Source organism: Niveispirillum cyanobacteriorum (genome assembly GCF_002868735.1).
Taxonomy (GTDB): domain Bacteria; phylum Pseudomonadota; class Alphaproteobacteria; order Azospirillales; family Azospirillaceae; genus Niveispirillum; species Niveispirillum cyanobacteriorum.
On sequence record NZ_CP025611.1, the window covers coordinates 3,314,337 to 3,328,937 of the forward strand.

The following is a 14,601-nucleotide window of genomic DNA, read 5'->3' on the forward strand; positions in this document are numbered from 1 at the left end:
ATGATGAGCGATTTCAACCGCCTTCGCCCCATCCTGATCTGGATCGCCACCGGTCTGGCCGGGCTGATCGGTCTGGTCGTTCTCATCGGCGTATCGGCGGGCATCTGGCTGTCCACCCCGTCGGGCCGTGATTTCGTGCTGTCAAAGGCCGGGGAGGCCGTGCCGGAACTGAAGGTGGAGGGGGTGGACGGGTCAATCTTCGACCTGCGTGCCGCCAGGATCACCATGTCTGATGCCAACGGTGTTTGGCTGACGGTGGAAGACGCGCATCTAGGTTGGAACCCCTGGGCCCTGTTCTCCCGCACCTTATCGGTGGAGGATTTGTCGGCCAAGGCCGTGACGGTGGCACGTCAGCCGCTGCCCAAGCCGGATGAACCCAGTGACACGGGCGGGCTGCCGCGCCTGCCGGTTGCCGTCACGCTGTCGCGGCTGGCGGTGGAGCGGGTGACGCTGGGGCCGGACCTGCTGGATGGCAATCCGGCGGTGCTGACACTGGCCGGGCAGGGGCGGTTGCCGGCGGGTGAACTGGGCGGGTCGGGGTCGCTGGACATTAAGCGCATCGATGACCGGCCCGGCACCTTGACCGTTGCCGGCGATTACCGCCCCGGCCGCCGCCTGACCCTGACGGCGGAAGCGCTGGAGCAGGGTAATGGGCTGATTGCCGAATTGCTGGACATTCCGGGCCGCCCGCCCGTGACCCTGACCTTGAAGGGCGACGGGCCGCTGACCGATTGGACGGGCACGGCCACGGCGAAGGCCGGCGAAGCCGCCGATGCCAGGGCGGAATTCAGGATCAGACCGTCGGGCAACAAGCTGACCTTCGGCCTTGACCTGTCGGGTAATGTGCAAGCCCTGCTGCCGCCCGATATCCGCCCGCTGGTCGGGCCGGACCTGCGCATCGGTGCTGGTGGTCTGATCGATCCGGGGGTGAAGCTGGCACTGGATGGTGTCGGCATCCAGACGGCGGTCGGCAAGCTGTCGGGCGGCGGTGCGTTCGATATCAAGACCCGCGCCATCAATGTCGGCGCCTGGGTGGAGGTGCCGGATGCGGCCATCCTGTCCCCCCTGCTGGGGCCGGCGGGAATGAAGGCGGCGCGCGGCAGCATCACCCTGACCGGTACGCCCGAGGCACCGGAACTGGCCACGGATCTGACGCTGGACACGGTCGGCCTGCCTGACCTGACGCTGAACAGTCTGGGCGTGAAGCTGTCGGCCAAGGGATTGGAGAAGACAGCGGTCATCGCGGCCCTGCATCTGGACGGCGCGTCAGGGGCGCTATCGGCCCTGACGGGACGCACATCCGATCTGGCCGCGGAACTGACCGTGACCCGCGCCGAGGGTGGGATCGACATTGCCAAGGCCGGCTTCATCGGCACGGCGCTGTCGGCCACCGCCAGCGGATCGCTGACCGGCTGGGGCCGGGATGGCGAACTGGCCCTGACCTTGTCGGCCAAGGATCTCGCACCGCTGTCCGGGGTGGCGGGGCGCACACTGGCAGGCTCCCTGGCCGTGGACGGCAAACTGCGGCGCGCGGACGGAAAGACGGCGGTGACGCTGCAGGGCGAGGGCAAGGAGCTGGCGGCGGGCATCGCCATCCTGGACCCGCTTCTATCGGGCCGGACGGAGATTTTCGCCGACCTGGAAGCGGTGGGGGAGGAGATGGCGCTGCGTCGCCTGTCCCTGACCAACCCGCAGGTGAAGATTGGCGGGGAGGGGCGGTATGGGCCGAAGGGCATCAATGCCGACGCGGTGCTGGAGGTGGCGGACCTGTCGCCCCTGTCCCCGGCGCTGGGCGTGGCCATCGCGGGCGGTGTCACGGCCCGGCTGAAAAGCCCAGGCGCCGATACCATGACGCTGGAGGTGGTGGCTGACGGGCTGACCCTGGATGGTTTGCGGCTGGTGGATACGCGGCTGGACGCGCGGCTGTCGGGCCTGCCCAAGGCGGCGAAGGGCCGGATTGATCTGGCCAGCAGCCTGAATGGGCAGCGCATCGCGCTGGGCAGCGACCTGTCGCAGGCGGGGTCTACCCTGTCGTTGGCCGGGATCGAGGCCGTAATCGGCCTGAACCGGTTCGATGGCGACCTGTCGCTGGATACCGGCACGGGGCTGGCGGCGGGTCGCCTGACCGGCACCGTGCCCGACCTGGGCATCCTGGCTTTCATCGCGGGGGATGAGGTCTGGGGCAATGGCACCGTCAATATCGCGCTCAGCCATGACAAGGGCCGGCAGTTCGCGGATGTGAAGGCCGATTTCAAGGAAATCTGGCGCCGCTGGCACGGGCAGAAGGTGGCGACCATCGCCTTGTCCGCGCGTCTGGATGGCGCCGACAAGGTGCCCAGCGTCGATGCGGGCTTTACCGTTACCGGTGTCGATGCCGGGACCCTGGATTTGGACAAGGTCACGGGTTCGGCGCGCGGACCGCTGTCGGCTACTTCCCTTGCCTTCGACCTGTCGGGCAAGCGTGGGTCCGCACCGGTGCGCCTGTCCATCGCGGGGCAACTGGCGACGGGGGCCAAGGACGGGATCAATCGGGTGGGGCTGGGTACCCTGTCGGGGGCCTATGGCGATACGGAATTCCGGCTGGCCAACCCTGCCACCCTTTCCCTTGGTGAGGGCGTGGTGGGGGTGCAGGGATTCGTCCTGCTGGCGGGTGACGCGCGGGTGGAGGTGACGGCGGACCTGTCGCCCAAGGCGCTGGGCGGACGCGTGTCGCTGACCAAGCTGCCGCTCAACTGGGTGCGCCTGATTGATCCGACCCTGACGCTGTATGGCCATCTGGATGGCACGGCCAGCCTGTCAGGTACCGTGGCCGATCCCAAGGGTGTGCTGTCGCTGAAACTGTCGGAATTCGCACTGGCGCCGCAGGTCCTGAAAGGTCCCTCACCGCTGGGCGCCACCCTGACCGCCGATTGGCAGAAAGGGCGTGTGGCGCTGAATGCCAGGATCGACAGCGCAGGATCGGGCGTTGGCTTGTCGGCGCGGGCCGACCTGCCGCTGGAAATGCGCGGATCGGCCACCAGCATTGCCGTGCCCAGCGACAAGCCGGTTAGCGGCCGGCTGGAGGGTAATGTCGCGCTGCGCCGGTTGAACGATCTGCTGGCGACGACGGGTGACAGGCTGGGCGGGCAGATGGTGCTGGACCTGACCCTGGGCGGCACCCTGGCCGACCGGCAGCTGACGGGCAGTGTCACGCTGAACAATGCCCGTTATGAGAATCAGCGCTGGGGCACACAGATCACCGATATCGAGGCAGTGTTGAAGGGCGATCCTGAAGGGCTGGTGATCGACCGGTTCGAGGGCAAGACGTCGGGCGGCGGCACGGTTTCAGTTGCGGGCAGCTTTGGCTTCCGCCCCGAGCGTGGCGACCGGCAGATTGACCTGCGCCTGACCGCGAAGAAGGCGAAGCTGGCCGGGATCGACATGGTGGAGGCGGTCGCCGGTGCCGATATCACCGTCACCGGCAGGCCGACGCAGATGATGATCGCGGGCCGGGTGGATGTGGCCAATGCCCATATCCGCATCCCGGACAAGCTGCCGCCCACGGTGGTGGAGGTGAAGGTGGTGGAGATCAATCACCCCCGCCGCATTGCCCCGCCCGGCGCCGTGAGCAGCGCCAATGTCAAGGCGGAGGGAACGCCGCCGCCCGCCCTGATCATCGGCCTGAATATCGATGTGGAGGCGCCCAACCAGATCTATGTCGCAGGCCGTGGGCTGGACGCGGAACTGAAAGCGTCGCTGAAACTGCGCGGCACGGCGGATCTGCCGCTGCTGTCGGGGGAGGTGTCGCTGGTCAAGGGTGAGATGGGGCTGTTGGGCCAGACCTTCACCCTGTCGCGGGCCAACGTCACCTTTCTGGGCGACGGTACCTTCGACCCCTCGCTGGATGTGGAGGCGCGTACGCAACGCGGCGACCTGACAGCCATCGTCGCCGTCACGGGCCGCCCGTCGAAGCCGACGGTGAAACTGTCGTCGCAGCCGCCCTACCCGGAAGACGAGGTGCTGGCCCGGCTGCTGTTCAACCGCGGGGCGGGGCAGTTGTCGGCGCTGGAGGCGGTGCAACTGGCCCAGTCGGCAGCGCAATTGTCGGGCTTGTTCGGCGGTGGGCCAGGCTTTGTCGACAATGTGAAACGTTCCCTGGGCGTGGACCGGTTGGAGTTCCGGGGCAGCGAGGATGGTACTGGGGCCGGCACAGTCGCCGCAGGCCGCTATATCGGCGATAACATCTATGTCGGGGTGGAGCAGGAGCTGGGCACCGGGCAGAGCAAGGCGACTGTGGAATATGGCATCACCGACCATATCAAGGCGCGTGGCGAGGTCGGGACCGAAAGCAAGGTCGGCGTGCAGTTCCAATGGGATTATTGAGGGGGGTGACAGGCGGCCCACCGCACCCCCAGAATGCCGCCGGATGTGATCAAGGTGGCGGACGCCCATGGCCGACAGGCTTTCTTACTTCATTGACGCGGTGCGCGCCGGCCAGCCCCTGCGCCTGAACGGTGGCGGCAGCAAACCGGGCCTGGGCCATATAGTCACAGGCACGGCCCTGTCGCTGTCGGAACTGTCCCAGATTGTTTCCTATGAACCCGCCGAACTGATCCTGGTGGCCGAACCGGGTGTGCCGATGGTGGAGTTGCGGGCGCTGCTGTCAGCCAAGGGTCAGGCCCTGGCGTTTGAGCCGCCGGACCTGGGGCCGCTTTATGGCCGTCCTGCCGGCACGGATACGCTGGGCGGGGTGGTGGCGACCGGCCTGTCGGGGCCGGGACGGGTGAAGGCCGGGGCCGTGCGCGACCATGTGCTGGGCCTGACAGCCATTGCCGGCGACGGGCGTATCTTCCGGTCGGGCGGCAAGGTGGTGAAGAATGTCACGGGCTTTGACCTGCCCAAGCTGCTGACCGGGGCGCATGGTACGCTGGGCGTCATGACGGAAATTGTGGTCAAGGTGCTGCCGGCCCCGCCCGTGTCGAAAACCCTGGTGCTGGCGGGGATGGAGGATGCCGACGCCATCCGCGCCATGGCAGATGCGTTGGGGTCAGCGGCGGAGGTGGGGGCGGCGGCCTTCACGCCTGCCTATCTGCCGCTGGATGGGTTGCTGCCTGACCGCACACCCTGTGTGCTGCTGCGGCTGGATGGGGTTTCGGTGTCGGTGGCGGAACGGCTGGCAGCACTTGAACGGTTGCTGGAGGGGCGGGCGGCCATGGCGGTGCTGGATGGGGACGATTCGGCGGCGCTGTGGGCGTGCCTGCGCGATGCGATGCCGCTGGCCGAACGACCCGACCTGGACGTCTGGCGTCTGTCGGTGCCACCCATTGCGGGGATGGGGGTGCTGTCCGCCATCCGCGCGGCGGTCCCGCGTGCGCTGGGCTGGCTGGATTGGGGCGGGGGCCTGATCTGGGTCGGGCTGCCGCGTGGGATGGCGGATGCGGGGGCGGGTGTCGTGCGCGGCGCGCTGGGTGGCGACGGGCATGCGACACTGATGCGGGCACCCGACGCGGTGAAGACGGTGGTGCCGGTGTTTCAGCCGCTGCCCGGCCCGCTGGCCGCCCTGACGGCCCGAGTGAAGGCGCAGTTCGATCCGGCAGGCATCCTCAATCCCGGCCTGATGGGGGTGTGATGCAGACCCATTTCACCCTGGCGCAACTGGCCGACAGCGGAACCGCAGAGGCGGAGAAGATCCTGCGAACCTGTGTCCATTGCGGGTTCTGTACGGCCACCTGCCCCACCTACCGCCTGACGGGGGACGAGCGCGACAGCCCGCGCGGGCGCATCTATCTGATCAAGGATATGCTGGAAAGCGGTCGGGATGCGGGGCCGGTGGAAACCCATCATATCGACCGCTGCCTGTCATGCCTGTCCTGTATGACCACCTGTCCGTCGGGCGTACATTACATGCATCTGGTCGATCATGCCCGCGCCCATATCGAGCGGACGGGTAAGCGGTCGGTCAAGATACGGCTGACCCGGGCGGCGTTGGCGCTGATGCTGCCGCAAGCAGGGCGGTTCCGGGCGGCCATGGGGCTGGCAAAGCTGGCCCGGCCCTTCCGCGCCCTGCTGCCGCCCGACCTGCGCGGCATGCTGGACCTGGCACCCGACCGGGTGCATCCGCGCAGCGCGCAAGAGGGGCCGGCGACATTTCCGGCGCAAGGCGCGCGGCGGATGCGGGTGGCGCTGCTGCCGGGCTGTGTACAGCCGGCGCTGAACCCCGCCATCAATGATGCGGCCATCCGGTTGCTGACCCGGCTGGGGGCAGAATTGGTGGTGGCGAAGGGGGTGGGCTGCTGCGGCGCCCTGACCCACCATATGGGCCGCGATGGGCACGGCTTCGCGACGGCCAATATCCGCGCCTGGATGGCGGAGGTGGAGGGCGATGGCCTGGACGCCATCATCGTCACGGCCAGCGGCTGCGGCACGACCGTTAAGGATTATGGCTATATGTTCCGCGACGATCCCGTGCTGGCCGGGCCGGCGGCGACCGTATCGGCGCTGGCGCGGGATGTGACGGAGGTGCTGGTGTCGCTGGGACTGCCGGAGGACGTGGCGGCACCCCGGCCTCTGCGCGTGGCATACCACGCTGCCTGTTCGCTTCAGCATGGGCAGAAAGTGAAGGACCCGCCGCGCGACCTGCTGCGCCGCGCGGGGTTTACCGTGCTGGACGTGCCGGACGGACACCTATGCTGCGGGTCCGCGGGGACCTACAACCTGTTGCAGCCGGAACTGGCGGGGCAGTTGCGCGATGCCAAGGTGGCGGCGATTGAGGGGACGCGGCCCGACGTGATCGCCGCCGGCAATATCGGCTGCATGACGCAGATCGGGTCCGGCACGGCCTTGCCAATCGTCCATACGGTGCAGTTGCTGGATTGGGCCACAGGCGGGCCGGCACCGGATGGTTTGCCCGCGCATACAAAAGCCCCGTGAATGCCGTGCATCCACGGGGCTTTTGAGGGATAGGCTTGTGTCAGGCCTTCGGCTTTTCCGCCGGGGCCACCTTGGGCTTGCCAGCGTTGCGCAGGACGACGGCCAGATGGGAATGCAGGTTGGCATTGGCGGCCAGGATGGAACCGCTAGCCAGCGGGCTCTTGCCGGGGCCGATCTCGCTGACGAAACCACCGGCTTCGGTGACCAGCAGCAGGCCGGCGGCCATGTCCCAGGGCTTCAGGTCGGCTTCGAAGAAACCATCAAAGCGACCAGCGGCGGTATAGGCGAGGTCGAGCGAGGCCGCACCCCAGCGGCGGATACCCGCCACCTGGCCCATCAGGGCCTCCAACTGCTGCAAGAACACGGGCGCATTGCCATGGCCGCGGAAGGGGATGCCCGTGGCGATCAGGCTGTCGGCCAACTGACGACGCGAGGACACGCGCAGGCGGGTATGGTTGAGGAAGGCGCCCGCACCCTTTTCGGCCCAGAACATTTCGTCATGCACGGGTTCGTAGACGACGCCGGCAATGATCTCGCCCTCACGCTCCAGCGCGATGGAGATGGCCCAGTGCGGCAGGCCGTGCAGGAAGTTGGTTGTGCCGTCCAGTGGATCGACGATGAAACGGTGGGAGGCGTCCTTGCCCTTGATCTCACCGGTTTCTTCCAGCAGCAGGCCGAAATCGGGCCGCGCCTTCTGCAACTCCTCACGCACAATGCGCTCCGCCTTCTGGTCGGCGGCGGACACGAAGTCGGACGGACCCTTGCGGGACACCTGCAAATGCTCGACCTCGCCGAAATCGCGCAGGATGGCCTTGCCGGCCTTCTCGGCCGCACGGGTCATGACGTTCAGGATGGCCGAACGGGCTGCCATGGTCGAACACTCCACAATGACGAAGAAACTGCGGGATCAATTCCCGCCTATTAAAAGCGAAACGCCCGCGCGTTGAAACCCGCGCGGGCGTCCCAATGAAAGCGGAAGGCCGCAGGACTAATCAGTCCTTGAAGCGTTCCATGTACTCGCCGGTTTCGATGTTCACGACGATCTTGGTGCCAGCCTCGATATGGGGCGGGACCATGACGCGGGCACCATTTTCCAGAACGGCGGGCTTGTAGGAGGAAGAGGCCGTCTGGCCCTTCACCACCGGGTCAGCCTCGGTGATCAGCAGGACCACGGACTGCGGCAGTTCGACCGACAGGGGCGCGCCTTCGAAGGACTGCACCACGACTTCCATGCCGTCGGCCAGGAAGATCTTGCCGTCGCCGATGATGTCGCCGGAGATGGTCACCTGTTCAAAGGTTTCCTTGTCCATGAAGGTGTAATTGTCGTCTTCAGCGAACAGGAACGTCATCTCGTGATCGTCCAGACGGGCGCGTTCCACGGCTTCGCCGGTGCGGAAGCGCTCGATATTCTTGTTGCCGGTCTTGACGTCCTTCATTTCCAACTGGATGAAGGCGCCGCCCTTGCCGGGCTGCACAATCTGGGTGCCGGTGATCACATAGAGACGGCCGTTATGCTCAAGGATGTGACCCTTGCGCATGGTGTTCGCATTGACCTTCATGACAGGCTTCTCAAACTTTATAGGAATCGAGCGGCGCGGAACCTAACAGGTTGCCTCTCAACAGGCAAATGGCCAGTGTCCCCGCCCGCCGCATAGGCAACCGGCGGGCCGTGCAAGGGCCGCAGGACGGAATTTTAACACATCACCCGACCATTTGCCGCCTTTCCGCCGTGTTTAGGGTATAAGGCAGCGGGAAAGATGATGTGCGGCACGGATGGATGATGGTGGCGGGTGAAGGGGTGATGAACGCGGCGCTGGTGCGCAAGTTGCGGCTGGTCACCGGCATCGTGGCGCTGGTGGCGCTGGTCCTGGATCAGGTGACCAAACAATGGGTGCTGACCAGCCTGCTGCCCTGTCTGTCGGGGCCAGCGGGGCCGGAATGCGCCGTCAACTCCCCCTTCATCGAGGTCACGGGCTTCTTCAATATGGTGGTGGCCTGGAACTTCGGTGTCAGCTTCTCAATGTTCTACAGCCAGCATGATCTGATGCCGTTCGCGCTCAGCCTGCTGGCTGTCGCCATCTGTGGCGCGCTACTCTGGTGGAACCGCCACAACGATCGGGGTCTGGTGGCGCTGGCCACCGGCATGGTCGTTGGCGGCGCCATCGGCAATGTCATCGACCGGTTCCGCTTCGGGGCCGTCGCCGATTTCCTTGACTTTCACGTCGCAGGCTGGCACTGGCCGGCATTCAACGTGGCGGATTGCTGCATCGTGGTTGGGGTGGGCCTGTTGTTGATCGACGGGCTGTTCTCCGGCGACGAGCGGCGTTAGAGTGCGAACCGGCAATCGCGCGGGTCGGCCTCTGTTAGACTCTGCTCCTCGTTCAAAGGGTACGGATCGGACCATGGTTGTGTTGAAGCAAGTGCGCAAGGCGGCCGTTCCGGCCATCACCGTCCTGATGATGGGCGGCCTGCTGTCGGGCTGTGGCCTGTTTGGCGGCCATGACGCGCCGGATGAGTTCATGGTCGTGTCGCGCGCCCCGCTGGAGGTGCCGCCCGACTTCTCGCTGCGTCCGCCGCAGCCGGGCAGCCCGCGCCCGCAGGAAATGGAACGCGACACCCGTTCGCAGTCCAGCGTGTTCGGCGCCAGTGGCGCCGGCTCGGCCGCCCTGGTCGATCCGCGTACCAATCCGAAGCAGACCAGCGGCGAAGGCGCCCTGCTGGCCCAGGCCGGTGCAGACGGTGCCAGCCCCGATATCCGCGCCATCATCGACCGGGAGAATCCGGGCGTGGTGGTCGGCAGCCCGACCTTCCTGGACAAGCTGATGTTCTGGAAGGACGAACAGAACCCGGAAGTGCTGCCCCCGCCCGGTGGCGCGCTGTCCACGACGCGCGAGACCGGCAAGTAAGTTTGGTCACCGTCACAGTTGATTGAGCCAATGCCCCGCCCAACCGGCGGGGCATTGTGATTTGTGGGTTCGGGCAACCCAAACATGTTGATGCGCGGCATCGCGCCCGCTTCCCAAGGGGCGCTGTCCGGCCTATGTTCCGGCCATGACCGACGCGAACACGACCCGACCCGCCGCCGCCACAGGCACGCCCCCCAGGCCCCCCGCCGGGGAGGAAGGGCGTTTCTTCGGTTATCGGGAAATTGACCCGACCGAAAAGGCATCCCTGGTCCAGGGCGTGTTCGGCAGTGTGGCCGGCAAATACGATCTGATGAACGACCTGATGTCGATGGGTGTCCACCGGTTGTGGAAGGACGCCTTCGTCGATCTGGTCCGCCCGCGCGATGGTGAGGCGCTGCTGGATGTGGCCGGCGGTACGGGCGACATCGCCTTTCGCCTGAAACGCCAAGCGCCGGGGGCCAATGTCACCGTCTGCGACCTGACCGAATCGATGGTGCGGGTGGGGCGCGACCGGGGTCTGGATGGCGGCATGCTGTCGGGCATCGACTGGACCGTGGGCAATGCCGAGGATCTGCCGTTCCCGTCGCGGTCCATGGATGCCTACACGATCGCCTTCGGCCTGCGCAATGTGACGCGTATCGACAAGGCCCTGGCCGAGGCGCGGCGCGTGCTGAAGCCCGGCGGGCGGTTCTTCTGTCTGGAATTCAGCCATGTCGTGATTCCCGTCCTGCGGGACATCTATGACGGCTATTCCTTCCACCTGCTGCCGCGCCTGGGCCAGTTGGTGGCGGGCGACAAGGACAGCTATCAGTATCTGGTGGAAAGCATCCGCCGCTTCCCCGAACAGCAGGCCTTGTGCCACCGGATTGAGGCGGCGGGCTTTACCGGCGCCAAGGCGCGCAACCTGTCGGGTGGGATCGCCTGTATTCATTCCGGCTGGCGCGTCTAAGGATGCTGCGCGCGCTTCGCAATCTGGGCCGCATGGTCAGCATCGGTCGCACGCTGGGCCGCCATGGGGCGTTGCCGGTCGATCTGTTCCGCGACAGTGCGCCGTTCCTGGCCTTCATCCTGTCGCTGGGCAACCGTAATAAGGCGCCGGGGCGACCCGGTCAGCGGCTGGCGGCAGCGTTGCAGGCGCTGGGCCCCAGCTTCATCAAGCTGGGTCAGGTCCTGTCTATCCGCGCCGATCTGGTGGGCGAGGATGTGGCCAATGATCTGGCCGAACTGCGCGACCGGCTGCCCGCCTTTTCCGGTGATGCCGCCCGCGCCATCATTGAGGCGGAGCTGGAGCGACCCATTACCGAGCTTTATGCCCGGTTCGATGATCAGGCGGTGGCGGCGGCCAGCATCGCGCAGGTGCATTTCGCCGAGACGCCCGACGGGCGGCTGGTCGCCGTCAAGGTGCTGCGCCCCGGCATCGAGCAGGCGTTTCAGCAGGATATCGACCTGCTGCTGTGGCTGGCCGACTGGGCGGTGCGGGTGCAGCCCAAACTGAAACGCCTGAAGCCCGTGGCGGTGGTGGAGACGTTTGCCCGCACCGTGGCCCTGGAAATGGACCTGCGGATGGAAGCGGCGGCGGCGTCAGAGCTGGCCGGGAATTTCACGGGCGATGCGACCTTCGGCGTGCCCAGCATCGATTGGGACCGCACGGCCAAGCGTGTGATGACGCAGGAACGCATCATCGGCTTTTCCATCGACAAGGTGGAGGAAATCCGGGCATCCGGCTTGCAGACCGATCAGTTGCTGGCCCATGCGGCGGATGCTTTTTTCAATCAGGTGTTCCGTGACGGCTTTTTCCATGCCGACATGCATCCTGGCAATATGTTCGTGACGCCGCAAGGACGGCTGGTCGCCGTGGATTTCGGCATCATGGGCCGCATCGACCGGCAGACGCGTCTGTATCTGGCCGATATGCTGATCGGGTTCTTGAACCGCGATTATGATCTGGTCGCCAAGGTGCATTTCGATGCCGGTTTCGTGCCGGCCAGCCAAGATCAGGAACTGTTCAAGCAGGCGGTCCGGTCCATCGGGGAGCCGCTGCATGGCCGGCCTTTGTCCGACATTTCCGTGGGCCGGCTGCTGGCCCAGCTTTTCGCGGTGACGGAGAAGTTCCAGATGGAGACGCAGCCGCAATTGCTGCTGCTGCAAAAAAGCATGCTGACGGCGGAAGGCATGGGCCGCGTCCTGAACCCGCATGTTAATATGTGGGACCTTTCCCGGCCCCTGATCGAACGCTGGATGATCGAGAACCGGGGGCCAGAGGCGCGGATCGCCGACCTTCTGTCTAATGTCGCCGGCATTGCCCGGCGTCTGCCGACCTTGGTTCGCGACCTGGAACGCACCGCCAATATGCTGGCTGAGGGTGGCGGTTTGCGCCTGCATCCCGATTCGGTTGCGGCCCTGGCGGCGGTGAGGGAGCGAGAAGGCCGGCGCTGGCGGCGGCTGGGCTGGGCGGCGCTGCTGCTGGCGGCGGTGGCGCTGGGCGTGGCGCTGTCGTAACGCGGATTACAGCTTCGCCTAATCCGCGTTACAGTCTCACCGGTGACGCATCGGGGTGTGGATCATGGGGCTTCCTCCAAACCTGTTCGGGCTGGCCGGGTGGAGTGGCAGTGGCAAGACCACGCTGATGGCGCGGTTGATCCCGGCTTTGGCCGCCCGGGGGTTGAGGGTCGCCACCATTAAACATGCCCACCACGCCTTCGATATCGATCAGCCGGGCAAGGACAGCTATGTCCACCGTATGGCGGGCGCGCAGGAGGTGCTGGTGGCATCGGCCAACCGTTGGGCCCTGATGCATGAGAACCGGGGCGGGCCAGAGCCAAGTCTGGCCAATCTGGTCGCCAAACTCTCCCCCGTCGATGTCATCCTGGTCGAAGGCTTCAAGCGCGACGCGCACCCCAAGCTGGAGGTGCATCGCCCGTCCAATGGCAAGCCGCCACTGTGGCCCGATGATCCACGTATCGTGGCGGTGGCCAGCGATGTGACACTGCCCGACTGCCCCCTGCCTGTGCTGGATCTGGGCGACGTGGAGGCGGTGGCCGACCTGATCCTGCGCACCATCGGGGTGGGGCATGGCGGATAGTGATTGTTTTGATACCGGATCAAAAATTCTGACCGTGGCGGAAGCGCTGACCCTGATCGCCGCGCAGTTTCATTCTGTTGCGGAGCCGGAACAATTGCCGTTGGCCGGGGCGTTGGGCCGGGTGTTGGCGGCGGATGTGGTCAGTGGGCTGGACCTGCCGCCCTTTGATAATGCCGCAATGGATGGCTATGCCGTGCGCGCCGACGACCTGGGTCGGGCGCTACCGGTGGCGGGTACGCTCTTTGCCGGCGGCACCCCCGTTGCCGCCCCACCGCCCGGCACGGCCATGCGCATCTTAACCGGCGCGTCGGTGCCCGGCGGCCTGGATGTCGTGGTGATGCAGGAGGAGGTGCGGGTCGAGGGTACCCTTGTCCACCTGCCCGCCGGCCTGTCTCCCGGCACCAATGTGCGGCGGCGGGGGGAGGATGTGAAGGCCGGGCAGGTGGCCTTGCCCGTAGGGCGGCGGCTGCGGCCACAGGATATCGGGCTGGCGGCGGCGCTGGGACTAGACACCCTGACAGTGTGCCGGCCCCTGCGGGTGGCGCTGTTTTCGACGGGGGATGAGGTGACGGCGCCGGGGCAGGCGCTGGCGCCCGGCGGCATTTACGATGCCAACCGGCCTTTGCTGTCGGCGCTGCTGTTGCACTTGGGCTGTACCGTCACCGACCTGGGCATTCTGGCCGATGATGAAGACGTGATCCGCGCAGCCTTGGCGGGTGCTGCCCCTGGCCATGACCTGATCCTCACCTCCGGCGGCGTGTCGGCCGGGGAGGCCGATCATGTGAAGGCGGCGGTGATGACGCTGGGCGGGCTGGACCTGTGGAAACTGGCCCTGAAACCCGGCAAGCCGCTGGCGCTGGGCCATGTCGGGCGCACGGCCTTTGCCGGGTTGCCTGGCAATCCTGTGGCCATGCTGGTCAGCTTTCTGGTCCTAGTCCGACCCTTGATCGACCTTCTGTCGGGGGCGGTGCCCACGCCCATACCGTTCTTGACCGCCCCCGCCGGCTTTGCGCATGCCAAGAAGGCAGGGCGGCGGGAATATCTGCGGGTCACCATCGGGCCGGACGGTGTGGCCCATGCCGACCCGGCGGAAGGAGCCGCCATGCTGGCCCGCCTGACCCGCGCCGATGCGCTGGCAGAACTGGGGGAAGAGGTGACGGCGGTGAAGCCAGGGGACCCGGTGCGGGTGTTGCCGTTGGGGATGTTGGGGGCTTGATAATAAATCCGCATTCGGATATGTTCCGACCATCGCTTCAATAGGAGCTTTGATGTCCGGGATTGTCGTCATCCGCTGACCCGCCGCCTGTGGCCGGTCAGTCTTCGCATAAGTCCATTCCCCGCCGCGCGTTTTGCCGGTGGTCGCGTATGGCTGCGTCAGCCCTTCTGCTGAACGGACGACGACATCCCCATCATGAATATCTCAAAGCCGGAGCAGCGGACGCTGCACGCGCTGGCCCAGGGTGGCCGCATCAACCTGATCCGGAACGAGGCCGATTATCGCGATGTGCAGGCCGTGGAATGCCTGACACGTGAAGGCTGGCTGCTGGTGGATTGCACCCTGCCGGTGTTCCGCAAGCTGAAGGCGCGCCGCCTGATCGCATCGCGAAACGGTGGGCCATATCGCATCACGCGCGACGGTCTGGCGGCGGTCAGGTCGCAACTGGATAACCGCTGAAATGAAAAGCCCCGGTGCCGTTTCCAGCA

Annotated in this window: 12 protein-coding genes; 10 read left to right on the top strand and 2 right to left on the bottom strand. The window is 66.3% G+C overall.

Features of this window, described 5'->3' with window-relative positions; all coding sequences use genetic code 11:
- The 3 genes from C0V82_RS15495 (at position 1) to glcF (ending at position 6,909) form a co-directional block, all read left to right on the top strand.
- Positions 1–4,362 carry a translocation/assembly module TamB domain-containing protein gene (locus C0V82_RS15495; protein ID WP_158659958.1) on the top strand — a complete coding sequence of 1,454 codons (4,362 nt, stop codon included), beginning with the start codon at positions 1–3 and terminating at the stop codon, positions 4,360–4,362.
- 67 nt (positions 4,363–4,429) lie between these two features.
- Positions 4,430–5,608 (top strand): FAD-binding protein, encoded by a 1,179-nt coding sequence (locus C0V82_RS15500; RefSeq protein ID WP_102113064.1) that lies wholly within the window; start codon positions 4,430–4,432, stop codon positions 5,606–5,608.
- On the top strand, positions 5,608–6,909 hold the full coding sequence (glcF, locus tag C0V82_RS15505) for a glycolate oxidase subunit GlcF (protein ID WP_102113065.1): 1,302 nt from the start codon (positions 5,608–5,610) through the stop codon (positions 6,907–6,909). The genes C0V82_RS15500 and glcF overlap by 1 nt, the downstream gene beginning before the upstream one ends.
- A 40-nt stretch (positions 6,910–6,949) precedes the next feature.
- Here glcF and C0V82_RS15510 read toward each other — a convergent pair whose 3' ends face one another.
- The gene (locus C0V82_RS15510; protein ID WP_102113066.1) at positions 6,950–7,780 is read right to left on the bottom strand and encodes an inositol monophosphatase family protein; all 831 of its coding nucleotides are present in this window, start codon (positions 7,778–7,780) and stop codon (positions 6,950–6,952) included.
- A gap of 121 nt (positions 7,781–7,901) precedes the next feature.
- On the bottom strand, positions 7,902–8,468 hold the full coding sequence (gene efp, locus C0V82_RS15515) for an elongation factor P (protein WP_102113067.1): 567 nt from the start codon (positions 8,466–8,468) through the stop codon (positions 7,902–7,904).
- Positions 8,469–8,671: 203 nt separating this feature from the next.
- Here efp and lspA point away from each other — a divergent pair, with 203 nt between their 5' ends.
- The 7 genes from lspA to C0V82_RS15550 all read left to right on the top strand — a co-directional run bounded on the left by lspA (position 8,672) and on the right by C0V82_RS15550 (position 14,572).
- On the top strand, positions 8,672–9,238 hold the full coding sequence (gene lspA / locus C0V82_RS15520) for a signal peptidase II (RefSeq protein ID WP_245924106.1): 567 nt from the start codon (positions 8,672–8,674) through the stop codon (positions 9,236–9,238).
- Positions 9,239–9,311: 73 nt separating this feature from the next.
- Positions 9,312–9,815: a DUF3035 domain-containing protein gene (locus C0V82_RS15525; protein WP_102113068.1), complete on the top strand. Its 504-nt coding sequence runs from the start codon at positions 9,312–9,314 to the stop codon at positions 9,813–9,815.
- A gap of 145 nt (positions 9,816–9,960) precedes the next feature.
- Complete coding sequence (locus C0V82_RS15530) at positions 9,961–10,764, top strand: class I SAM-dependent methyltransferase (RefSeq protein WP_102113069.1); 804 nt, start codon at positions 9,961–9,963, stop codon at positions 10,762–10,764.
- Between the two features lie 2 nt (positions 10,765–10,766).
- Positions 10,767–12,314, top strand: a complete 1,548-nt coding sequence (gene ubiB / locus C0V82_RS15535; protein ID WP_102113070.1) for a 2-polyprenylphenol 6-hydroxylase — start codon at positions 10,767–10,769, stop codon at positions 12,312–12,314.
- Positions 12,315–12,378: 64 nt separating this feature from the next.
- Positions 12,379–12,897, top strand: coding sequence for a molybdopterin-guanine dinucleotide biosynthesis protein B (gene mobB, locus C0V82_RS15540; RefSeq protein ID WP_102113071.1), 519 nt, complete (start codon positions 12,379–12,381; stop codon positions 12,895–12,897).
- The gene (locus C0V82_RS15545) at positions 12,887–14,113 is read left to right on the top strand and encodes a molybdopterin molybdotransferase MoeA (protein WP_102113072.1); all 1,227 of its coding nucleotides are present in this window, start codon (positions 12,887–12,889) and stop codon (positions 14,111–14,113) included. The genes mobB and C0V82_RS15545 overlap by 11 nt, the downstream gene beginning before the upstream one ends.
- A gap of 195 nt (positions 14,114–14,308) precedes the next feature.
- Positions 14,309–14,572 (top strand): YjhX family toxin, encoded by a 264-nt coding sequence (locus C0V82_RS15550; protein ID WP_102113073.1) that lies wholly within the window; start codon positions 14,309–14,311, stop codon positions 14,570–14,572.
- Positions 14,573–14,601: the final 29 nt, after the last annotated feature.